Annotated in this window: 20 protein-coding genes and 1 tRNA gene; 11 read left to right on the top strand and 10 right to left on the bottom strand. The window is 72.6% G+C overall.

Translation table 11 applies throughout. The annotated features are described in order from the left end of the window. Window positions 1-156: 156 nt before the first annotated feature. The 6 genes from ITJ44_RS13790 (at window position 157) to ITJ44_RS13765 (ending at window position 6,973) form a co-directional block, all read left to right on the top strand. A complete protein-coding gene (locus tag ITJ44_RS13790; RefSeq protein ID WP_194636116.1) occupies window positions 157-426 on the top strand; it encodes a hypothetical protein in 270 nt (89 codons plus the stop codon). A 10-nt stretch (window positions 427-436) separates the two neighbouring features. Beyond that, entirely contained in the window at window positions 437-2,323 is a 1,887-nt protein-coding gene (locus ITJ44_RS13785) for a helicase-associated domain-containing protein (protein WP_194636115.1), read from the top strand. 20 nt (window positions 2,324-2,343) lie between these two features. Next, a complete protein-coding gene (locus ITJ44_RS13780) occupies window positions 2,344-3,984 on the top strand; it encodes a DNA repair helicase XPB (RefSeq protein WP_194636114.1) in 1,641 nt (546 codons plus the stop codon). Window positions 3,985-4,061: 77 nt separating this feature from the next. Beyond that, window positions 4,062-4,754 (top strand): response regulator transcription factor, encoded by a 693-nt coding sequence (locus tag ITJ44_RS13775; protein ID WP_012039163.1) that lies wholly within the window; start codon window positions 4,062-4,064, stop codon window positions 4,752-4,754. A gap of 106 nt (window positions 4,755-4,860) precedes the next feature. Beyond that, window positions 4,861-6,636: a cell wall metabolism sensor histidine kinase WalK gene (locus ITJ44_RS13770; RefSeq protein ID WP_228495126.1), complete on the top strand. Its 1,776-nt coding sequence runs from the start codon at window positions 4,861-4,863 to the stop codon at window positions 6,634-6,636. A 46-nt stretch (window positions 6,637-6,682) separates the two neighbouring features. Beyond that, window positions 6,683-6,973, top strand: a complete 291-nt coding sequence (locus ITJ44_RS13765) for a WXG100 family type VII secretion target (protein ID WP_015491075.1) — start codon at window positions 6,683-6,685, stop codon at window positions 6,971-6,973. A gap of 141 nt (window positions 6,974-7,114) precedes the next feature. Here ITJ44_RS13765 and groL read toward each other — a convergent pair whose 3' ends face one another. The 4 genes from groL to ITJ44_RS13745 form a co-directional block, all read right to left on the bottom strand. Then, the gene (groL, locus tag ITJ44_RS13760) at window positions 7,115-8,734 is read right to left on the bottom strand and encodes a chaperonin GroEL (protein WP_012039166.1); all 1,620 of its coding nucleotides are present in this window, start codon (window positions 8,732-8,734) and stop codon (window positions 7,115-7,117) included. A gap of 193 nt (window positions 8,735-8,927) precedes the next feature. Further along, window positions 8,928-9,146 (bottom strand): cold-shock protein, encoded by a 219-nt coding sequence (locus tag ITJ44_RS13755; RefSeq protein ID WP_012039167.1) that lies wholly within the window; start codon window positions 9,144-9,146, stop codon window positions 8,928-8,930. A gap of 222 nt (window positions 9,147-9,368) precedes the next feature. Further along, the gene (locus tag ITJ44_RS13750) at window positions 9,369-9,941 is read right to left on the bottom strand and encodes a LytR C-terminal domain-containing protein (RefSeq protein WP_194636113.1); all 573 of its coding nucleotides are present in this window, start codon (window positions 9,939-9,941) and stop codon (window positions 9,369-9,371) included. A gap of 33 nt (window positions 9,942-9,974) precedes the next feature. Further along, window positions 9,975-10,304, bottom strand: coding sequence for a DUF3263 domain-containing protein (locus tag ITJ44_RS13745; protein ID WP_194636112.1), 330 nt, complete (start codon window positions 10,302-10,304; stop codon window positions 9,975-9,977). 236 nt (window positions 10,305-10,540) lie between these two features. Between ITJ44_RS13745 and msrB the strand changes: the two genes are divergently transcribed. Both msrB and ITJ44_RS13735 read left to right on the top strand, forming a co-directional pair. Continuing rightward, on the top strand, window positions 10,541-10,942 hold the full coding sequence (msrB, locus tag ITJ44_RS13740; protein ID WP_012039170.1) for a peptide-methionine (R)-S-oxide reductase MsrB: 402 nt from the start codon (window positions 10,541-10,543) through the stop codon (window positions 10,940-10,942). Window positions 10,943-10,947: 5 nt separating this feature from the next. After that, window positions 10,948-11,553, top strand: coding sequence for a nitroreductase (locus ITJ44_RS13735; RefSeq protein ID WP_194636288.1), 606 nt, complete (start codon window positions 10,948-10,950; stop codon window positions 11,551-11,553). A gap of 14 nt (window positions 11,554-11,567) precedes the next feature. Here ITJ44_RS13735 and ITJ44_RS13730 read toward each other — a convergent pair. Continuing rightward, window positions 11,568-11,640, bottom strand: a tRNA-Thr gene (locus ITJ44_RS13730). A gap of 41 nt (window positions 11,641-11,681) precedes the next feature. Continuing rightward, a complete protein-coding gene (locus tag ITJ44_RS13725; protein ID WP_194636111.1) occupies window positions 11,682-12,599 on the bottom strand; it encodes a thioredoxin domain-containing protein in 918 nt (305 codons plus the stop codon). Window positions 12,600-12,914: 315 nt separating this feature from the next. Here ITJ44_RS13725 and ITJ44_RS13720 point away from each other — a divergent pair, with 315 nt between their 5' ends. Further along, a complete protein-coding gene (locus tag ITJ44_RS13720; protein WP_194636110.1) occupies window positions 12,915-14,015 on the top strand; it encodes an ABC transporter ATP-binding protein in 1,101 nt (366 codons plus the stop codon). Window positions 14,016-14,116: 101 nt separating this feature from the next. Then, entirely contained in the window at window positions 14,117-15,421 is a 1,305-nt protein-coding gene (locus tag ITJ44_RS13715; RefSeq protein ID WP_194636109.1) for a DUF4032 domain-containing protein, read from the top strand. Window positions 15,422-15,494: 73 nt separating this feature from the next. Here the strand turns inward: ITJ44_RS13715 and rlmB are convergent, their stop codons facing one another. The 4 genes from rlmB to ITJ44_RS13695 all read right to left on the bottom strand — a co-directional run bounded on the left by rlmB (window position 15,495) and on the right by ITJ44_RS13695 (window position 19,851). Next, the gene (rlmB, locus tag ITJ44_RS13710; RefSeq protein ID WP_194636108.1) at window positions 15,495-16,565 is read right to left on the bottom strand and encodes a 23S rRNA (guanosine(2251)-2'-O)-methyltransferase RlmB; all 1,071 of its coding nucleotides are present in this window, start codon (window positions 16,563-16,565) and stop codon (window positions 15,495-15,497) included. After that, window positions 16,555-18,009: a cysteine--tRNA ligase gene (gene cysS / locus ITJ44_RS13705; protein ID WP_194636107.1), complete on the bottom strand. Its 1,455-nt coding sequence runs from the start codon at window positions 18,007-18,009 to the stop codon at window positions 16,555-16,557. Before cysS ends, rlmB begins: the two co-directional genes overlap by 11 nt. An 83-nt stretch (window positions 18,010-18,092) precedes the next feature. Continuing rightward, window positions 18,093-19,325, bottom strand: a complete 1,233-nt coding sequence (gene ispD / locus ITJ44_RS13700; RefSeq protein ID WP_194636106.1) for a 2-C-methyl-D-erythritol 4-phosphate cytidylyltransferase — start codon at window positions 19,323-19,325, stop codon at window positions 18,093-18,095. 43 nt (window positions 19,326-19,368) lie between these two features. Beyond that, window positions 19,369-19,851, bottom strand: a complete 483-nt coding sequence (locus tag ITJ44_RS13695) for a CarD family transcriptional regulator (RefSeq protein ID WP_194636105.1) — start codon at window positions 19,849-19,851, stop codon at window positions 19,369-19,371. 164 nt (window positions 19,852-20,015) lie between these two features. Here ITJ44_RS13695 and ITJ44_RS13690 point away from each other — a divergent pair, with 164 nt between their 5' ends. After that, entirely contained in the window at window positions 20,016-20,552 is a 537-nt protein-coding gene (locus ITJ44_RS13690; protein ID WP_194636104.1) for a hypothetical protein, read from the top strand. Window positions 20,553-20,600 lie beyond the last annotated feature (48 nt).

Below are 20,600 nucleotides of genomic sequence, written 5' to 3'. Positions count from 1 at the left end.
CGTTCCTCTTCCCTCGCCCCGGAGGGGCTCGATGTGCTGATTGGCGGTCCAGTCTATTCGCCGAGCCCCGCCGCGGCCCGTGCCGGCCGGCGGCGACCGCCCGCTCCGGATCGCCCGAGACGCGCCCGGGCGCGTGCCACGGCGTAGTCTGGGCGGATGGCATCCGAGACCGCACCGAGCGAGGGACGGGCCGAGCGCATCCTCGCGTACATGCTCGCCGGCATCCTCCTGATCGCCGTGCTGAGCATCCTCGCGATCCTGCTGGCGCCGCTCATCGCCGTCGACGCGTCGCAGTACAGCACCCCCATGTGGCAGGTCATCCTGCTGCTGCCGGCCGTGGGCATCCCCATCGCCGCGCTCCTCTTCATCGCGATCCTGATCATCAGCGTCCGGCGCCGACGTCGCATGGACGGCACGTCCCGCTAGCGGGACGACCATGACCGACGCCCTCGTGCTCGCGGCCCGCCTGCGCGCGCTCGACGACGCATCGCTCGCCGCCCTTGTCCGCGACCGGGGGGTCGACGTCGCCCGCATCGCCGACCTCTTCGACCTCGCGGACGCGCTCCTCACCCCGGACGCCGTCGCGCGGGCCATGGAGCAGCTCGATCGCACGGCGCTGGCCGTCCTCGCCGTCGCCGCCGAGGAAGGGGCGACAGCGAGGCCCGTCGCCCTGGACGCGATCCGCGACGCGCTGGCCCGGCGCTCGGGAGAGGACCCGCGGGATCCGGCGGATCTGGCGGACGCCGCCCACCGCGCTGCGGACACGCTCCTGGCCGTGGTCGACGACGCGGGCATCACGACGCATCCGGAGGTCGCGGCCGCGCTCGCCGCCTGGCCGGCGGCCGGCCTCCCGGGGGCCGACGAGCTCGCCCGCCTCGCGCCTCCCGCGCCGCTTGCCGCCGTCCCGCGGGTCGACCCGGACGAGGTCGATCGACGCGCGGGCGAGAGCGCCTTCCGTTCCGTGGTCGCCGTCGCGGCCCTCGTCGAGGAGCTCGGCCGTGAACCGGCGCGCGAGCTGAGCCGGGGCGGCATGTCCCTGCCCGACGCGCGCCGGCTGGCGGCCGCGCTCGGCGCCGACGTCGACGACGTCCCCGCCCACCTCTCGCTCGCCGCCCGCGCGGCGCTCGTGGCGCGGTCCGGCCGCACCTGGTCCACGTCCGCGACGGCGGCCGCGTGGTCCGCGCATCCGACCGCCGAGCGCTGGGAGGCCCTCGCCGCGGCCTGGCTGGACGCGCTGGCGCCCGCGACCCGCGGCATCCTCGCCGAGCGCGCCGACGCGTCGTGGGGAGCGGGGCTCGTGGACAGCGTCCTCTGGCGCTTCCCCGGGGGATCCGCCTGGATCGGCGAGCGCATCACCGCCTTCACCCGCGACGCCGGCCTCCTCGGGATCACGACGGGCGACGTCCCGAGCTCCGCGGGCCGCGCCCTCCTCACGACGGGATCCGGAGCCGCGGCCGACGCGCTGGCGCCGCACCTGCCCGCCGAGGTCGACCGGGTCTACCTGCAGCACGACCTCACCGTCGTCTCCCCCGGGCCGCTCGATCCCGGCGTCGAGTCGCGCCTGCTCGAGATCGCCGTCGCGGAGGGCCGAGGCCTCGCCGCGACCTACCGGATCTCCGCCGCATCCATCACGCGCGCCCTCGCCTCCGGCGCGACGGTGGACGCCATCCGCACCTTCTTGACGGACGTCTCGCTGACCGGCGTCCCCCAGCCCCTCGACTACCTCATCGACGAGGCCGCCGCCCGGTTCGGGCGCCTCCGCATCCGGCCGGCGTCGCCCTCCGACGCGGTCACGGACGCCCGGACGGCGGTCGTGTCCGAGGACGGATCGCTGCTCGCCACCCTCCTCGTCGACCGGGACCTGGCGCCGCTGCGGCTGGTGCGCGCGTCGGGCGCGGTGCTCACGTCCGCCGCGTCGCCCGAGGCCGTCGAGCGCGCGCTCGCGGCCGCACGGCTCGCCCCCGTCCGCGAGGACGCCGAGGGCCGCCGCGTGGCGCTCGCGCCGCGGGCCGCGCCGCCGATCCCGTCCGCCGCGGATCCCGAGCCCGACGCCGTGGACGCCCTGGTGGCCCGCGTCCGCGCCGCCGACGGCCATGACGACGGCGCCGCCTGGACGGCGCGCCAGCTCGAGGTGGCGATCCGCGCCAAGGCCGCCCTGCGCGTGCGCGTGCGCATGCCGGACGGGCGCGAGGTGGATCACGTGCTCGAGCCCTCCAGCGTGGCCGGCGGTCGGCTGCGCGCCCGCGACCGCGTCGCCGACGTCGAGCGCACCCTGCCGCTGTCGAGCATCGTGGCGATCTCCCCCGGGCCGGCGACCGCGTGAGCGCGCCTAGGCTGGCGGGCATGCCCGACGGCCCCCTCATCGTCCAGAGCGACCGCACCGTCCTCCTCGAGGTGGCCCACCCGGACGCGGAGGACGCGCGCCACGACCTCGCGGTCTTCGCCGAGCTGGAGCGCGCCCCCGAGCACATCCACACGTACCGGATCACCCGGCTCGGCCTCTGGAACGCCCGCGCCGCCGGGCACACGGCCGAGGACATGCTCGCCACCCTCGAGCGATACTCCCGGTTCCCCGTGCCGCAGTCGGTCACGGTCGACGTGACCGACACCGTGGGCCGCTACGGTCGGCTGGTCATCGGGCGTGACGCCGACGGCGAGCTGCAGGTGTCGAGCACCGAGTCCGCGGTCCTCTCCGAGGTCGCGAGCTCCCGCCGCATCGCGCCGCTGCTCACCGAGCGCGTCGACGCGACGACCTACCGCGTGCAGGCCTGGGCGCGCGGCCAGCTCAAGCAGGAGCTCGTGAAGATCGGCTGGCCCGCCGAGGACCTCGCGGGCTACACGCCCGGGACGCCCCACGACATGGCGCTCGTGGAGGACGGCTGGACCTTGCGGGGGTACCAGACGGACGCGGTCGACCACTTCCTCGACGGCGGATCCGGCGTGGTCGTCCTCCCCTGCGGCGCGGGCAAGACGCTCGTCGGCGCCGCCGCGATGGCCCGCGCGAAGACGACGACGCTGATCCTCGTCACCAACACGGTGTCGGCGCGCCAGTGGCGCTCGGAGCTGCTGAAGCGCACCACGCTCACCGAGGACGAGATCGGCGAGTACTCCGGCCAGTCCCGCGAGGTGAAGCCCGTCACCATCGCCACGTACCAGATCCTCACCGCCAAGAGGAAGGGCGAGTACGCCCACCTCGCCCTCCTCGACGCGCTCGACTGGGGCCTCGTCGTCTACGACGAGGTGCACCTCCTGCCCGCGCCCGTCTTCAAGCTGACCGCAGACCTCCAGGCCCGCCGCCGCCTCGGCCTCACGGCCACGCTCGTGCGGGAGGACGGCCGCGAGGGCGACGTCTTCAGCCTCATCGGTCCCAAGCGCTTCGACGCGCCGTGGAAGGAGATCGAGGCCCAGGGCTTCATCTCCCCCGCCGAGTGCTTCGAGGTGCGGATCGACCTGCCCGACGACGAGCGCCTCGTCTACGCGGCCGCCGCGGACGACGAGCGCTACCGCCTCGCCGCCACCGCACCGGCCAAGCTCGACGTGACGCGCGCCCTGGTCGAGCGGCATCGCGGCGAGAGCATCCTCGTCATCGGCCAGTACCTGGACCAGATCGACGAGCTCGCGGAGGCGCTCGGCGCCCCGAAGCTCACGGGCGCGACGCCCGTCGCCGAGCGGGAGCGGCTCTACCAGGCGTTCCGCGACGGCACGGAGCGCGTCCTGGTCGTGAGCAAGGTCGCCAACTTCTCGGTGGACCTGCCGGACGCCACCGTCGCGATCCAGGTGTCCGGCTCGTTCGGATCCCGCCAGGAGGAGGCCCAGCGCCTCGGCCGCCTGCTCCGCCCCGAGGCGTCGGGCCTCTCCGCGAGCTTCTACACGCTCGTCTCCCGCGACACCGTCGACCAGGACTTCGCCCAGAACCGCCAGCGCTTCCTCGCGGAGCAGGGCTACAGCTACACGATCCTCGACGCCTCCGGCATCGCCGCCTGATCCTCCCGGCCGACGCTCTCCACGGCCGCCTCCGCTCGTCCAGGTAGCTCCCAGCGAGCGCGCAGATACTTCATCCCATGAGCGATGGCCCGAAGATCCTTATCGTCGATGACGAACCCAACATCCGTGACCTGCTGACCACGAGCCTCCGGTTCGCCGGGTTCGCGGTCCGCGCCGTCGGCAACGGCGCCCAGGCCATCTCGGCCGTCCTCGAGGAGGAGCCCGACCTGATCATCCTCGACGTGATGCTGCCGGACATGAACGGCTTCGGCGTCACCAAGCGCCTCCGCGCCGCCGGGTACACGGCGCCCATCCTCTTCCTCACGGCGAAGGACGACACCGAGGACAAGATCACGGGCCTCACCGTCGGCGGCGACGACTACGTCACCAAGCCGTTCAGCCTCGACGAGATCGTCGCGCGCATCAAGGCGATCCTCCGCCGCACGATGCACGCCGACGAGGACGCGATCATCCGCGCCGGCGAGCTCACGATGGATCAGGACACGCACGAGGTCCTCGTGGGCGAGGAGCCCATCGAGCTCAGCCCCACCGAGTTCAAGCTGCTGCGCTACCTGATGCTCAACCCCAACCGCGTCCTGTCGAAGGCCCAGATCCTCGACCACGTGTGGGAGTACGACTTCAACGGCGACGCGGGGATCGTGGAGTCGTACATCTCCTACCTGCGTCGCAAGCTCGACCAGCACTCCTCGGAGCCGGTCATCCAGACCAAGCGCGGCTTCGGTTACATGCTGAAGGCCGCCAAGTCCTGAACGGCGGTCGCGTGGGCGACCCGCATCACCAGATCGGCCGGGTGCCCGCGGGCGCCCGGCCGATCGCACATCCGGCGTCGCATATCCTCATGACGACACGGTCACCATGAGGGAACACGAGGTGCGGCCAGTGCACGACTACGTCGCGGCGAAGTGGAACAACGTCTCCCTCCGCACCAAGATCACGGGCGTCACGGTCCTCCTCCTCCTGCTCGGGCTCCTCGTCTCCGGCGCGGGCACCATGTACCTGCTGCGGCAGCAGATGGTGAGCCAGCTCGACGCCCAGCTCCGGGTGACGATCACGCAGCTCCCGAAGGTCCTCAACACGGACGCGACCATGCCGGACACGTTCACCCAGGACGACGTGGCCACCGCCGATCCGGCCTGGTTCGTGGTGCTCCTCGACGCCCAGGGCGACGTCCTCGCCGACAACTGGTCGGGCGACTCCGCCGAGCATCCCCGCGTGTTCGGGCTCGACCTGGCTCGGGCCTCCCAGATCAACAACGAGATCGTCGTCTTCTCGGACAACTCCGGCAAGAAGGCGTGGCACGGCATAGTCCGGGTCTCGCAGAACGCCTCGCCGGACGCGATGGAGTACTCGACGCTCGTCGTCGCCCGCCCGCTCGAGCAGGTGGACGACCTCGTCGCCACGTACATCGTGATCTTCGCCAGCTTCGGCCTCGCCGTCGTCGTGCTCGGCGCCGCGGTCACCCGCATGCTCGTGACCAGCACGTTCGGTCCGCTGCGCGAGGTCGAGCGCACCGCGGCCGCCATCGCCGGCGGCGACTTCAGCCAGCGCCTCGGCGGCGCCACGCCGAACACCGAGGTCGGGCGCCTCAACCGCTCCCTCAACATGATGCTCAGCCGGATCGACCGCGCGTTCGCCGACCGCGCGAAGACCATCGACCAGATGCGGCGCTTCGTCGGCGACGCCAGCCATGAGCTCCGCACGCCGCTGGTCTCGGTGCGCGGCTACGCCGAGCTGTACCGGATGGGCGCGCTGCAGACGCCCGAGGAGGTCTCGCAGGCCATGGAGCGCATCGAGAAGGAGGCCATCCGCATGGGCGGGCTCGTCGAGGACCTCCTCGAGCTCGCGCGTCTGGACGAGACGAAGCCGCTGCAGCTCGCCCCCGTCGACCTCTACCCCATCGCGCGCGACGCCGCCCTCGACGCCATGGCCTCCTCCCAGACACGGACCGTCACCGCCCTGCCGCCGGTGCTCGTCAACCCCGTCGGCCCGGTCCTCGACGCCGACGGCCTCGAGCCCACCCAGGAGCTCTCGCCGGACGCGCCGCGCGGCACCGGGACCGCCACCGGCAACGACGCAACGGGGCCCATCGCCTTCGCGGGCGCCACCCTGTCCCGGTTCCGCTCGCGCCGTTCGCGTCGCCCCGGCGAGACGGCCACGGATGCCCTCGCGCCGGCCCGCCCCGGTGACGACGACGCCCGCATCCCCGCCGAGGGGTTCGCCATGGTCCAGGCGGAGGAGAACAAGATCCGGCAGGTGGTGACCAACCTCATCGGCAACGCGGTCCGCTTCACGCCCGCCGGCAGCCCGATCGAGCTCGCCACCGTCGTCGACGAGGCCGCACGGGAGGCCCGCATCGAGGTCCGCGACCATGGGGACGGCGTGCCCCCGCAGATCCGGGAGAAGATCTTCCAGCGCTTCTGGCGCGCGGACACGTCACGCACCCGGGAGACCGGCGGCAGCGGGCTCGGCCTGGCCATCGTGTCCGCCATCGTCGCCGCGCACCGCGGCCGGGTCGACGTCGTCGAGACCGAGGGCGGCGGCGCCACCTTCCGTGTGATCCTGCCCCTCCTCCCCAGCTCCGAGAACCCCACGGCGCCCACCGCCAGCGTCCCCGCCGACCCCGCGTCCTGAACGACGCGTAGCCTCCGCCCGTCCCACGACGAGAAGGAGGAGACGCATGACGAGGTACCAGGTGGACAGCGAGGCCGTCCTGTCGGCCACCGCGGCCGTCCAGGGCAGCATCGGTCGCATCCAAGCGGAGGTGGCGGGCCTGCACGGTCAGCTCGCCGACCTGCAGGGGTCGTGGTCCGGCAGCGCGGCCACGGCGTTCCAGGGCGTGGTCGCCGAGTGGAAGGGCACGCAGCAGCGCGTCGAGGAGGCGCTCGCGAGCATCAACCAGGCGCTCAGCTCCGCAGCGCGCCAGTACGCGGAGGTGGAGGAAGGCAACGCGCGCATGTTCGCCCACTAGCGCGGCGCGGCGGCCGAGAGGCGGCCCCGGGGGCCCCGGAGGCCCCGTGCACGACGAAGCGGGCGGCCCCGTGAGGAGCCGCCCGCTTCGTCGTGCTGATCGTGCTGGGGGCCGGAGCGCTGCCGCTCCGGCCCGGTCGGACTAGAAGTCCATGCCACCCGTGGGGTCGCCGGCCGGGGCCGGGTTCTTCTCGGGCTTGTCGGCGACGACCGCCTCGGTCGTGAGGAACAGACCGGCGATGGACGCGGCGTTCAGCAGAGCCGAGCGCGTGACCTTCACCGGGTCGTTGATCCCCGCGGCGAGCATGTCGACGTACTCGCCCGTGGCGGCGTTGAGGCCGTGACCCGAGGGGAGGTTGCGGACGCGCTCGGCCACGACGCCGGGCTCGAGGCCCGCGTTGAGGGCGATCTGCTTGAGCGGAGCGTCGACCGCGACGCGGACGATGTTCGCGCCCGTCGCCTCGTCGCCCTCGAGCTGGAGCTTCTCGAAGGCGAGCTTGCCCGCCTGGATGAGGGCGACGCCACCACCGGCGACGATGCCCTCCTCGACGGCGGCCTTCGCGTTGCGGACGGCGTCCTCGATGCGGTGCTTGCGCTCCTTGAGCTCCACCTCGGTCGCCGCGCCGGCCTTGATGACGGCCACGCCGCCGGCCAGCTTCGCGAGGCGCTCCTGGAGCTTCTCGCGGTCGTAGTCGCTGTCCGTGTTGCCGATCTCGTTGCGGATCTGCTGCACGCGGGCCGCGATCTCGGTGGCGTCGCCGCCGCCCTCGACGATCGTGGTCTCGTCCTTGGTGATGACGACCTTGCGGGCCGTGCCGAGCAGGTCGAGGGTGACGTTCTCGAGCTTGAGGCCGACCTCCTCGGCGATGACCTGGCCACCGGTGAGGATGGCGATGTCCTGCAGCTGCGCCTTGCGGCGGTCGCCGAAGCCGGGCGCCTTGACGGCGACCGACTTGAAGATGCCGCGGATCTTGTTCACGACGAGCGTGGCCAGGGCCTCGCCGTCGACGTCCTCGGCGATGATGAGGAGCTGCTTGCCCGACTGGATGACCTTGTCGACGATCGGCAGCAGGTCCTTGATGTTCGAGATCTTCGAGTTGACGATCAGGATGTACGCGTCCTCGAACACGGCCTCCTGGCGCTCGGGGTCGGTCACGAAGTACTGCGACAGGTAGCCCTTGTCGAAGCGCATGCCCTCGGTGAGCTCGAGCTCGGTGCCGAAGGTGTTGGACTCCTCGACGGTGACGACGCCCTCCTTGCCGACCTTGTCGATCGCCTCGGCGATGATGGCGCCGATGGTGGAGTCGCCGGCGGAGATGGACGCGGTGGCGGCGATCTCCTCCTTGGTCTCGATCTCCTTCGCGGCGGCCTTGAGCTCCTCCGTGACGGCCGCGACGGCCTTCTCGATGCCGCGCTTGAGGCTGATGGGGTCGGCGCCCGCGGCGACGTTGCGGAGGCCCTCGCGGACCAGGGCCTGCGCGAGGACGGTCGCGGTGGTCGTGCCGTCGCCGGCGACGTCGTCGGTCTTCTTGGCGACCTCCTTGACGAGCTCCGCGCCGATCTTCTCGAACGGGTCGTCGAGCTCGATCTCCTTGGCGATGGACACGCCGTCGTTCGTGATGGTGGGGGCGCCCCACTTCTTCTCGAGGACGACGTTGCGGCCACGCGGGCCGAGGGTCACGCGGACCGCGTCGGCCAGGATGTTCAGGCCGCGCTCGAGGCCGCGGCGGGCTTCTTCGTCAAAAGCGATGATCTTAGCCATGTGTATCTCTCGTCCCTCCCGGACGTCAGGAAAAAGGCAGTCGTCTAGCACTCCCCGTGAGGGAGTGCCAGGGACGATTCTGGCACTCGCCCTACGGGAGTGCAAGCGAGCCGCTCACAGGCGCGAGCAGGTCCGGACATGACGACGCCGCCGCCCGGACGGGCGACGGCGTCGTGGTGGTGCTGGGCTGCCCCTAGGCCAGCGTGACGTTCTCCGCCTGCAGGCCCTTGGACCCCTGGCCGATCTCGAAGGCGACGCGCTGCCCCTCCTCCAGGACCTTGTAGCCGGACATCTCGATCGCCGAGTAGTGGACGAAGACGTCCTGCTGGGCAGGACCGCCCTCGACGGCGTCCACGGTGATGAACCCGAACCCCTTCTCCCCGTTGAACCACTTCACGGTGCCGTTGGCCATGTGCTTCTCCATGTGCGAATGCGAGCTGTCGGGAGCGCGGTGCCGCCACCCCCGGGTCGGCCGCGGGACCCTGCATCGACCCCGCGCCACGCCCTCGGGACGTACGGCGCGCAGCACCTGGTACGCGGCGGGCGTGCGACCAGTCAGCACGATAGACAGAGCCGTGGATGCCCCGCCGGGTTAGTCCACGGAGAGGGTCCGGCAGCCCGATGCGGGGACCGCTCAGCCCTTGGCGACGTAGTCCGCGCCGAGCACGGCCGTGAGCTTCGCCGCCTGCGCCGCCGGCGTGCCCGCTGCCGGCCGGAACTGGTCGGACTGCTCCACGTCACCCACGCCCAGCGCCGCCACCAGGCCGCGGGCTGCGCCCTCGTCCGCCTCGTCGTAGTAGTAGACGGTCGTGGTGGAGATGTCGTTGGAGCTGGCGTTCAGACGCGACGCGATCGCCCAGCCGCCCGATTGCAGCGTGGTCGCCGCGCGCGCGGAGAGGCCCGAGGTCTTCGTGCCGTTGAGGACGCTGACGATCATGCCGGGGACGGCGGTGGGCGCCGCGGTGGGCGCATCCGTCGGCGCCGCCTCCTCCGAGGCGCCACCGCTCGGGGTGATGTCGGTGAACGAGACCCGGTCGTCGATGACGAAGAGCCCCACGACGCCGAGGCCCACGAGGAGGCCGGTCGCGAGCGCCGCCCAGGCGAACGCGCGGAAGCGGTGGTGGCGGGGACGGGGGGCGCGGTGCGCGCCCACACGACTCAGGTCGCCGGGGACCTCGTCGAAGCGGTCGGGAGCGTGGGAGGGCATGCGGGTCTCGTGTCTCCTCGGTGGGGCGCGGGGTCAGCGTGCGGTCGGTCGGTGCGGGAGACCGGTGGGCAGGGCGCGGGCCGCTCGTGCCGCGGCGCGCGTCTCTCGGAGGCGCAGGAGGCGCCCGACGAGGAGGGGATCGTAGGCGAGGGCCTGGCGCGTCTCGATGAGCGACCCGAGCAGCTGGTAGTAGCGGGTGGCGGAGAGGCCGAAGGTCTGGCGGATCGCCTCCTCCTTCGCCCCGGCGTGACGCGTCCAGTCGCGTTCGAAGTCGAGGACCTCGCGGTCGCGCGGATCGAGCTCGGCGACGGGATGCGGCCCGGCCGCCGAAGCGGTCGCGGAGCGGGTCTCGCGCTGGTCCACGGCGTGCTCCTTCCCCGACATCCACCACATACTAGGTGCGGCTCGCTGAGCGCCCCGCGCAGGTCCCCGGGGTGTCCGCGCGCCGCCGCCCGCGGCGCGCCCCGGGCGCGCATCCGCCCGCGCCCCGGGGCGGATCATCCCCCGCATGCAGGAATCGACGGGGCCCCGCGGCGGTTGACCATGGAGGCGCGCTGGGACGCCGCCCCTAGGATCGACCAGCGAGAAAGGACCCGCACATGGCCTACGAGATCGAGAAGACCGACGACGAGTGGCGTCAGGAGCTCTCCCCGGAGGAGTACGCGGTGCTGCGCCAGCAGGCCACCGAGCGCCCCTGGACCGGCGAGCTGCTGGACGAGGAGCGCACCGGCGTCTACGGCTGCAAGGCCTGCGGCGCCGAGCTCTTCACGAGCGACACCAAGTTCGACTCCCACTGCGGGTGGCCGAGCTTCTACGCGCCGAAGGAGAGCGACGCCGTCAAGCTCTACACCGACACGAGCCTCGGCATGAAGCGCGTCGAGGTCGTCTGCGCCCGCTGCGGATCCCACCTCGGGCACGTCTTCGACGACGCGCCGCAGACGCCCACCGGCGACCGGTTCTGCATGAACTCGGTCTCCATGTCGTTCCGCACCGCGGAGTGACCGACGTGCCGCGGCATCGGGCGGGCGGCGCCGCCGATCCGTCCGGGCCCGGCACTGGCGCGCACGGCGGACCCGTTCTCGAGGCGCTCCGCGGCCGACGCTCGCGCTCGTCCGTGGGCGACGCGTCCCCGACGCACGAGGAGCTCGTGCCGCTCGTGGAGGCCGCGTCCCGGCTCGCCGACCATGGCGCGCTCCGTCCCTGGCGGGTCATCGAGATCCGCGCAGGAGCACGCGACCGCCTCGGCGCCGCGATGGACGAGGCCGCGGGAGATCCCGGCTCCGGCAAGCACCGCAAGAAGACCCATCGCGCGAGCCTGCTCGTCGCCGTCGTCGTCTGTCGCACGCCGAGCAGGAAGGTGCCGGACTGGGAGCAGGAGGCGGTCGCCGCGGGTGTCGCCCACGCCCTCACCCTGACGCTCGAGGAGCGGGGATGGGGCGTGTTCTGGCGCACGGGCGGCCTGACGCGCAGCGACGCGGTGCGGCGGATGCACGGCCTGCACGACGGCGAGGATCTCCTCGGCTGGCTCTACGTCGGCGACGTCGCCGCCGACGACGCCAAGGGCCCTCGCTCGACCGTCGAGGGCGAGCGCATGATCACCGTCCTGGACTGAGGTCGGGCGTCGAGAGCCGGCCACGGGACTCGAACCCGTAACCGCCGCATTACAAGTGCGGTGCGCTACCAATTGCGCCAGGCCGGCCGACGGACCTCGCGGGCCGTCGATCCATCATACGAGCCGCGCTAAGGGGCGGTCGTCGGCGTCTCGGAGGGCGACGGGGTCGGGGTGGGCGACGTCGTCGCGTCCTGGCCGGCGGCCTGGAGCACGAACGCCGCGAACGCCTTGGCGTCGTCGGGCTGTCCCGTGTACTGGCGGTCGCCGACCACGATGACGGGCGCGCCCACCACCTTGTCGACGTTCGAGTCCGGGATGTCCCCGTCCAGGACGCGATCGGTCGCGGCGTTCACCCACGACTGGAACCGCTGGTCGGAGACGCACTTCGCGACGTCGGGCGAGCCGGCGCCCGCCTGCCCGGCGAGCTCGACGATGCGATCGTCGCTGAGTCCCGTGCTCTGCTCAGCAGGCTGGTCCGCGAAGAGCGCGGAGTTGAAGGCCCAGAAGTCGTCCGGGGAGGAGTCGGCCACGCAGGCGGCGGCGTTGGCCGCACGCAGCGAGTACGCCTGCGACTTGCTGGTGAGGATCGCGACGGGGTGGATCTCGACGGTGGCGGCGCCGGACTGGAGCCACCCCTCCATCTGCGCGCCGTTGGTGTCCTGGAACTCCTTGCACGCGGTGCAGAGGTAGTCGACGTAGACGCGGATGCGGGCGACGCCGGCCGCGTCCGACGCGGCGGGGACCGGATCCTGCTGGGGGTCGAGGGCCTTCGTCGGGGTCGCGGCCAGGTCCTTGCCGATGAGGATGCCGTCGCTCGCCATGTTCTGGGGGCCGGGTCCCGCGGGCCGCGCACCCTGGACGACGACGAGGCCCACCACCACGACCACCGCGACGAGGGCCGCCGCGATGCCGCCGCGGATGAGGTAGCGGCCCACGACGTCGCGACGGCGCTGCTTCATCCGGTTGAGCCGCGCCTTCTCGCGCGCGGCCTCGCGGCGTCGTCGGTGACCGCCGTGCGGTTCGTGCGCGGGCGGCGTGCTGCTCATGGATCCTCGCTCAGGGGATGGGGAGTCGGGTTCGGGCGGGCTCCCGGACGACCTCAGGACTCTAGGCGGCCAGTCTGGGAAAGCGGTGACGCGGCGGGCGCGGGTACGGCGCCGCAGGAGACGATACAGGCCCGAGGCACCCTGTCCCCAGGTGAGGAATCACCGCCGATCCCCGTCGTGCCGCGCTTCCCGACCACAGACCCCCGTGCAATACTCAACACGTGGTCGTCGTCGCCCACAGCGATGAGCCATGAGCATCACATCCATCACCACGGATCGTCGGGCACGTACCTGCCCGTGAAGGAGAACACCGAAATGGCATCTGTAACTTTCGACAAGGCCACGCGCCTGTACCCGGGCTCGACGCGCCCCGCGGTCGACCAGATCGACCTGGAGGTCGCCGACGGCGAGTTCCTCGTCCTCGTCGGACCGTCCGGCTGCGGCAAGTCGACCACCCTCCGCATGCTCGCGGGCCTCGAGGAGGTCAACGACGGCAACATCTTCATCGGCGACCGCAACGTCACGGACGTGCCGCCGAAGGACCGCGACATCGCGATGGTCTTCCAGAACTACGCGCTGTACCCCCACATGACCGTCGCCGAGAACATGGGCTTCGCGCTCAAGATCGCGGGCGTCGGCAAGGACGAGCGCGCCACCCGCGTCCTCGAGGCGGCCAAGCTCCTCGACCTCGAGCCGTACCTCAGCCGCAAGCCGAAGGCCCTCTCCGGCGGCCAGCGCCAGCGCGTCGCCATGGGCCGCGCCATCGTGCGCCAGCCGCAGGTGTTCCTCATGGACGAGCCGCTGTCGAACCTCGACGCCAAGCTCCGCGTCCAGACCCGCACGCAGATCGCGTCGCTCCAGCGCCGCCTGGGCGTCACCACGGTCTACGTCACCCACGACCAGACCGAGGCGCTCACCATGGGCGACCGCATCGCGGTCCTCAAGGACGGCGTCCTGCAGCAGGTCGGCACCCCCCGCGACCTGTACGAGAAGCCGCAGAACGTGTTCGTGGCCGGATTCATCGGCTCCCCCGCGATGAACCTCTTCACGGCGAACGTGGTCGACGGCGGCGTGCAGTTCGGCAGCGCGGTGGTCCCGGTCGAGCGCGACGTGCTCACCAACGCCACCGGCGGAGCCGTCACCATCGGCGTGCGTCCCGAGGACGTCGTCGTCAGCACGACGCAGGGCCAGGGCCTCTCCGTCACGGTGGACCTCGTCGAGGAGCTCGGCGCGGACGGCTACCTCTACGGCCACACCGACATCGAGGGCAAGCGCACCGACCTCGTCGCGCGCGTCGACGGCCGACTGCACCCCAACGCCGGCGACACCGTGTTCATCACGCCCCAGCCAGGTCACCTCCACGCCTTCGACGCCGAGAGCGGCCTCCGCCTCAACGCGCCGGTCGCCGCGGGCTGATCGACCTCCCGCACCACCGCTGCCGCGGTCCCCACGCTCCCCTCGCCGGGAGCACCGGGGGCCGCGGCAGCCGCGTTTCCGGGGTCGGGTAGGGTCGCAGCATGGCCGGATCCCTGAACATCACCTCGGCGACGGTCGATCCCGCGCTCCTCGACCTGCCCTGGCAGCTGCCGCTCGACGAGTGGCCGTCCTCGGCCATCGCGACCCTCCCGAAGGGCATCTCCCGCCACCTCGTGCGCTTCGCGAACCTCTCCGGCTACGTCATCGCCATCAAGGAGACGACGGACGAGATGGCCCGCGGCGAGTACGACATGCTGCGGACCCTGCAGCGGCTCGAGATCCCCTGCGTGGAGCCCGTCGCCGTGATCACGAACCGCACCGACGAGGACGGCGATCCGCTGAAGTCGGTGCTCGTCACCCGGCACCTCAAGTTCTCGCTCCCCTACCGGGCGCTCTTCTCGCAGCAGCTGCGACCCGACACGGCGACGCGCCTCGTGGACGCCCTGGCCGTCCTGCTCGTGCGGCTGCACATGATCGGCTTCTTCTGGGGAGACGTCTCGCTCTCCAACACGCTGTTCCGTCGAGACGCGGGCGCGTTCGCCGCCTACCTGGTGGACGCGGAGACCGGCAAGCTCTTCAACGGCGGGCTCTCCAACGGACAGCGCGAGAACGACCTCGAGATCGCGCGCGTGAACATCGCCGGCGAGCTCATGGACCTCGAGGCCGGCGGCCGGATCGAGGAGGGCCTCGACCCGCTCGAGACGAGCACGCGCATCGTGGCGCAGTACCGCACGCTCTGGAAGGAGCTCACCGGCCGCGAGGAGTTCCCGACCTCGGAGCGCTGGCGGATCAACGAGCGCGTCGATCGCCTCAACGACCTCGGCTTCGACATCGAGGAGCTCGCGATCCGCACGACCGCCGAGGGCTCGCAGGTGCGGATCCAGCCCAAGGTCGTCGACGCCGGGCACCACCAGCGCCGGCTGCTGCGCCTCACGGGCGTGGACGCGCAGGAGAACCAGGCCAGGCGCCTGCTCAACGACCTCGACTCGTACACCGCGGCGGCCGACAAGCAGGACCTCGACGAGGAGATGGTCGCGCACGAGTGGCTGGCCCGCGTGTTCGAGCCCGTCGTGCGGGCGATCCCACGGGACCTCCGCGGCAAGCTCGAGCCGGCCGAGGTCTTCCACCAGCTGCTCGAGCACCGCTGGTACATGTCGCAGAAGCTGAGCCGCGACATCCCGCTCGCCGAGGCCGTGACCGCCTACGTGCAGGACATCCTGCGGCACCGGCGCGACGAGGCGACGGTCATCGACCCGCCCACCGAGTCCATCGGCGTGATCGAGGACGAGTCGGACGTGCCGATCACCGAGGCCGAGGCCGCGGAGGACTGGCGCACGAAGGTCTGAACGGCGCGGGCCGAGGCCCGCACGCAGGAGGAGCCGGGACCCGTGGGCCCCGGCTCCTCCTGCGTGCGGCGTCCTACTTGCGCGCGGCCGCCCGCAGCTTGCCGATCTCGTAGAGCGTGACGCTCGCCGCGATGCCGGCGTTGAGCGACTCCGTCGATGCGCCGATCGGGATCGAGACGACGGTGTCGCACGTCTCGGTGACGAGGCGCGACAGGCCCTTGCCCTCGGATCCGACGACGACCACGATCGGCCGGTCGGCGAGCGTGAACTCGTGCAGCGACATGTCGCCGCCGCCGTCGAGGCCGACGACGAAGACGCCGCGCTGCTTGAGCGCCTTGAGCGTCTGGGTGAGGTTCGACGCCATGGCGACGGGCGTGCGCGCAGCCGCGCCCGCCGAGGTCTTCCAGGCGCTGGCGGTGAGGCCGACCGAGCGACGCTGCGGAACGATGACGCCGTGGCCGCCGAACGCGGCGACAGAGCGGATGATCGCCCCGAGGTTGCGCGGATCCGTGATCCCGTCGAGGGCGACCATGAGCGGCACCTGGCCGCGCGAGATGGTCTTGTCGAGCAGCTCGAGCGCGTCCGCGTACTCGTACGGCGGCACCTTGAGCGCGAGGCCCTGGTGCACCGCGTCATGGCCGGCGATGCGGTCGAGCTCGGGGCGCATGACCTCGAGCACGGGGATCCCGCGCCCGGTGGCGAGCGACAGGACCTCCTTGACGCGGTCGTCGTACTCGATGCGCGAGGCGATGTAGAGGGCGGTCGCGGGGATCTTGGCGCGGAGCGCCTCGACCACCGAGTTGCGGCCGGTGACGACCTCGGACTCGTCCTGCTGCTTCGCACGCCGGGCGCGCGGGGCGTCGGCCCCGGCGGGGCGGTCGGTCGCGCGAGCGCGCGGCGCCGCGGACCGGGGTGCGGGCGAGCGCTCGGCGCGCTCGTCACGGCCGCGGTTCGCGCCCGCGGACGCCGCCTCGTACCGGTCCTTCGCGAGCTTGCGCTTGCCGGCGGGGTGGTACGGCCGGTCCTCGGCCTTGGGCGTGGGCTTCTTGCCCTCGAGGGCCTGCCTGCCCTGCCCTCCTGATCCCTTGAGCGGGCCCTTCTTGGTCTTCCGTACCGCGCCTGAGCGGCTGGGCTTATTCGCCATCGATGCTCCAATGCGACCCGCCAGGCGAGTCCTCTATCGTGATGCCGGCCTCGGCCAGCTCCTGTCTGATGCGGTCGGCGAGGGCGAAGTCCCTGGCCTCCCGCGCGGTCTGTCGCTCGGCGATCCGGTGCTCGACCAGGGCCTGCAGCGCACGGCGCGCGGGCTGGTCGGACGCGGTGCGCCACTCGTCGGCCAGCGGGTCGATCCCGAGCACGGCCACCATGGCGGAGACGTCCGCGCGCAGCGATGCGGCCTCCTGCAGGTCGCCGGCGTCGAGGGCGGCGTTGCCCGCGCGGACGGCGTCATGGAGGACGGCGAGCGCCTGCGGGACGCTCAGGTCGTCGTCCATGGCCTCGGCGAACTCGTCGGGCACGGTCGCGGGCGCGCTGCCCGGCACCGCCGCCGCGGCCTGGAAGCGCGTGCCGGCGAGGCGGCGGGCGCTGCGGTCGAGGAAGGTCTCGATGCGGTCGAGGGCGGCCTCCGCCTCGGCGAGCGCGCCGTCGTGGAACTCGAGGGTGGACCGGTAGTGCGCGGATCCGAGGAAGTAGCGGACCACGACCGGCCGTGCGGAGGCGAGCAGGTCGGCGGCGAAGAGCGAGTTGCCGAGCGACTTGCTCATCTTCTGGCCGGCCACGGCGACGAGCCCGTTGTGCAGCCAGTAGCGGGCGAACGGATCCCCCGCGGCCCGCGACTGCGCGAGCTCGTTCTCGTGGTGCGGGAAGCGCAGGTCGAGGCCGCCGCCGTGGATGTCGAACTCGGCGCCGAGGTAGCGCGTGGACATGGCGGAGCACTCGATGTGCCAGCCCGGGCGGCCGGCGCCCCACGGCGACGGCCAGGACGCGCTCGCGGGCTCGCCGTGCTTGGCGCCCTTCCAGAGGGCGAAGTCGCGCACGTCGCGCTTGGCGCGCGGATCGGCGTCGGTCGCGGCCTCCATGTCGCCGGCGCGCTGGCGGGTGAGCTCGCCGTACTCGGGCCAGGAGGCGGTGTCGAAGTAGACGTCGCCGGATCCGTCGTCGGCCGCGTACGCGTGCCCGCGGTCGACGAGGCGCCGCACGATCTCCTGCATCTCGCCGATGCTCGCCGTCGCGCGCGGCTCGTAGCTGGGCGGGAGGATCCCGAGGGCCGCGTAGGCGGCGGAGAACTCGAGCTCGACGCGGTACGCGAGCGCCCACCACTCCTCCGTGCCGCCGGCCTCCTGGCCGCGCCGGGCGTTGTCGATGACCTTGTCGTCGATGTCGGTGACGTTGCGGACGAGGGTGACGTCGAGCCCGCGGTGGGTGAGCCAGCGGCGCAGCTGGTCGTAGGCCAGCGCGCTCCGGAGGTGGCCGATGTGCGGCGCCGACTGCACGGTGGGGCCGCAGACGTAGATGCCGACCCTGCCGTCGACGAGCGGCACGAAGTCCCGCAGGGACTGCGTCCGGGAGTCATGGAGGCGCAGGGTCACAGAGAGATCCTAGTCAGCGCGCATCCGCGCCCCCGCCGGATGACGGGGCGGGACGGCGTGCGACGACCGCCGCGACGACGCGGTCAGAGGCGCTCGACGAGGGCCGTCGCGACCGCCGCGACGCCGTCGCCGCGACCCGTGAAGCCGAGCCCGTCCGTGGTGGTGCCGGCGAGCGAGACGGGCGCGCCGACGGCGGCCGAGAGGATCCGCTCGGCCTCGGCCCGCCGCGGCGACAGCTTGGGCCGGACGGCCATGACCTGCACGGCCACGTTGACGATCCGGTAGCCGGCGCCGCGCACGAGCTCCGCGGTGCGCCGGAGGAAGACCTCGCCGTGGGCGCCGTCGAGCTCCGGGTCGTCGGTGCCGAAGATCCCGCCGATGTCGCCGAGGCCCGCGGCCGAGAGCAGGGCGTCGCACATCGCGTGGCTGACCGCGTCGCCGTCGCTGTGGCCGGCGAGCCCCGCCTCGCCCGGCCAGTGCAGGCCCGCGAGCCAGAGCGGCTGGGTCGGGTCGACCGCGTGGACGTCGGTGCCGATGCCCGAGCGGAGGCGGGTGGCGGCGGATCCGACGCCCGCGTCCCGCGCGACGAGCTCCTCGGCGCGCCGGAGGTCCCACGCGGTGGTGACCTTGAACGCGAGCGCGTCGCCGGGGATCACGCGGACGCGGGCGCCCGAGGCCTGGAACAGGGCCGCGTCGTCGGTGTGCTCGGCGGCGGCCCGCGCGTACGCGGCGTCGAGGGCTGCGCGCGGGAAGCCCTGCGGGGTCTGGACCCCGACCAGGTCGCTGCGGTCGACGGTGCCGAGGCACTCCCCTTCCGGGTCCACGCGCTTGACCGTGTCGGTGACGGGCAGGCCCGGGACGACGCCGGCGCCCTCGGCGCGGACGGCGCGCGCCACGGCGGCGAAGAGGGCGGTGGGCGTGAGCGCGCGGGCGGCGTCGTGCACGAGGACGGTGTCGACGGACACGGCGAGCGCCACGAGGCCCGCCCGCACGGACCCCTGCCGGGTCGCTCCCCCGACGACGACGGCGACGGATCCGCGCGCCACCCCGGCGACCGCGTCCGCGACGGCGGTGGTCTCGGCCAGGTGGGTGCCCGGCGCGACGACCACGACGTGCGCCTCCTCCGCGAGGGCGAGGATCGCCCCGAGGGAGCGCGCCAGCAGCGTGACGCCGCCGACCTCGACGAGCGCCTTCGGGATCCCCGCCCCCAGCCGCGTGCCGCTGCCCGCGGCCACGACGACGACGCCGAGCCGGGGCCCGTCCGTCGCGCCGTCGTCGATCACGCGGGCGGACGGGACGACGGGGTCGTGGCTCATGCCGTCAGGCTACCCGCGGCCGCGCGGGCCGACGCCGGGCGGGTCAGGAGGCGAGGACCTCGTCGAGCAGCGTGGACGCGTGCTCCTCGTCCGTCTTCTCGGCCAGGGCGAGCTCGCCCACGAGGATGCCGCGCGCCTTCTGGAGCATGCTCTTCTCGCCCGCGGACAGGCCACGGTCCTGGTTGCGACGCCACAGGTCGCGCACGACCTCGGCGACCTTCAGCACGTCGCCCGACGCGAGCTTCTCGAGGTTCGCCTTGTAGCGCCTCGACCAGTTGGTGGGCTCCTCGGTGAACTCGGCGCGCAGCACCTCGAACACGCGCTCCACGCCCTCGCGCCCGATGACGTCGCGCACGCCGACCATGTCGACGTTCTCCGCGGGGACCTCGATCTGCAAGCCGCCCTGGTTGACGTCGAGCTTGAGGTACAGCTTCTCCTCGCCGCGGATGACGCGCTTCTTCACCTCGATGATGGTCGCGGCACCGTGATGCGGGTACACGACGGTCTCGCCGACCTCGAAGATCATGGGTTCCCCGTTCTGTGGACGTGATCTCCAGGTTACCAGCCGGGTCCCGCGCGCCCCCGGGCGGCCGCCCGCCACCCGATCCCGTAGGCTGAGCGGGTCAGCTGATCCAGCGCGGACGCCTCCGGACGCCCCGGCGCCGGCCCGCGCGACAACCGGAGGGTCCCGTGAGAGCGCGTACCGCATCGTCCATCGTCCTCGCGGCCCTGATCGCGGTCGGCACGTCGTCGTGCACGTTCATCACGCCCCAGGCCACGCAGATCTCCTACTTCCCGAGCGACGGCTTCGACGCCACGGTCGGCGACGTCCAGGTGCGCAACGCGATCCTCCTCGCCGAGGACGGGTCATCGGCCGGCGCGAGCCTCGTCGTCACGCTCGTCAACGACTCGGGCGCCAGCCAGCGCGTCTCGTTCCAGCACGAGCTCACCGAGGGCAGCGCGGATCGCGAGACGCGCACCGTCACCGCGGCCCCCGGCCTCACGAAGTTCGGTGCCGAGGACTCCCAGCGCATCACCTTCGACTCGGTCGACGCGACCCCGGGCTCGCTCACCAAGGTCTACATCCAGTACGGCGACGCCGAGGGCGTCGAGATGGACGTGCCCGTGCTCAACGGCGACCAGGGGACCTACACGGACCTGGTCCCCGGAGAGACCGGGTCCACCCCGGACACGAAGGCCACCACCACTCCGGGCACCACGAACTAGCCAGCGGGTCGCGTCCGCGTCCCGGCCACGACCACGGCCCCGCCCTCC

Source organism: Clavibacter sp. VKM Ac-2873 (genome assembly GCF_015351075.1).
Classification (GTDB): Bacteria; Actinomycetota; Actinomycetes; order Actinomycetales; family Microbacteriaceae; genus Clavibacter.
The sequence above is the reverse complement of the archived record's forward strand: the minus strand, read 5'-3'. Positions and strand labels throughout refer to the sequence as shown.

What these genes read in the sequence shown, in the direction of transcription:
- ITJ44_RS13790 (WP_194636116.1), top strand. Translation starts at nt 157, where the DNA reads ATGGCATCCGAGACCGCACCGAGCGAGGGACGGGCCGAGCGCATCCTC.
- ITJ44_RS13785 (WP_194636115.1), top strand. Translation starts at nt 437, where the DNA reads ATGACCGACGCCCTCGTGCTCGCGGCCCGCCTGCGCGCGCTCGACGAC.
- ITJ44_RS13780 (WP_194636114.1), top strand. Translation starts at nt 2,344, where the DNA reads ATGCCCGACGGCCCCCTCATCGTCCAGAGCGACCGCACCGTCCTCCTC.
- ITJ44_RS13775 (WP_012039163.1), top strand. Translation starts at nt 4,062, where the DNA reads ATGAGCGATGGCCCGAAGATCCTTATCGTCGATGACGAACCCAACATC.
- ITJ44_RS13770 (WP_228495126.1), top strand. Translation starts at nt 4,861, where the DNA reads ATGAGGGAACACGAGGTGCGGCCAGTGCACGACTACGTCGCGGCGAAG.
- ITJ44_RS13765 (WP_015491075.1), top strand. Translation starts at nt 6,683, where the DNA reads ATGACGAGGTACCAGGTGGACAGCGAGGCCGTCCTGTCGGCCACCGCG.
- groL (WP_012039166.1), bottom strand. Translation starts at nt 8,734, where the DNA reads ATGGCTAAGATCATCGCTTTTGACGAAGAAGCCCGCCGCGGCCTCGAG.
- ITJ44_RS13755 (WP_012039167.1), bottom strand. Translation starts at nt 9,146, where the DNA reads ATGGCCAACGGCACCGTGAAGTGGTTCAACGGGGAGAAGGGGTTCGGG.
- ITJ44_RS13750 (WP_194636113.1), bottom strand. Translation starts at nt 9,941, where the DNA reads ATGCCCTCCCACGCTCCCGACCGCTTCGACGAGGTCCCCGGCGACCTG.
- msrB (WP_012039170.1), top strand. Translation starts at nt 10,541, where the DNA reads ATGGCCTACGAGATCGAGAAGACCGACGACGAGTGGCGTCAGGAGCTC.
- ITJ44_RS13725 (WP_194636111.1), bottom strand. Translation starts at nt 12,599, where the DNA reads ATGAGCAGCACGCCGCCCGCGCACGAACCGCACGGCGGTCACCGACGA.
- ITJ44_RS13720 (WP_194636110.1), top strand. Translation starts at nt 12,915, where the DNA reads ATGGCATCTGTAACTTTCGACAAGGCCACGCGCCTGTACCCGGGCTCG.
- ITJ44_RS13715 (WP_194636109.1), top strand. Translation starts at nt 14,117, where the DNA reads ATGGCCGGATCCCTGAACATCACCTCGGCGACGGTCGATCCCGCGCTC.
- rlmB (WP_194636108.1), bottom strand. Translation starts at nt 16,565, where the DNA reads ATGGCGAATAAGCCCAGCCGCTCAGGCGCGGTACGGAAGACCAAGAAG.
- ispD (WP_194636106.1), bottom strand. Translation starts at nt 19,325, where the DNA reads ATGAGCCACGACCCCGTCGTCCCGTCCGCCCGCGTGATCGACGACGGC.
- ITJ44_RS13695 (WP_194636105.1), bottom strand. Translation starts at nt 19,851, where the DNA reads ATGATCTTCGAGGTCGGCGAGACCGTCGTGTACCCGCATCACGGTGCC.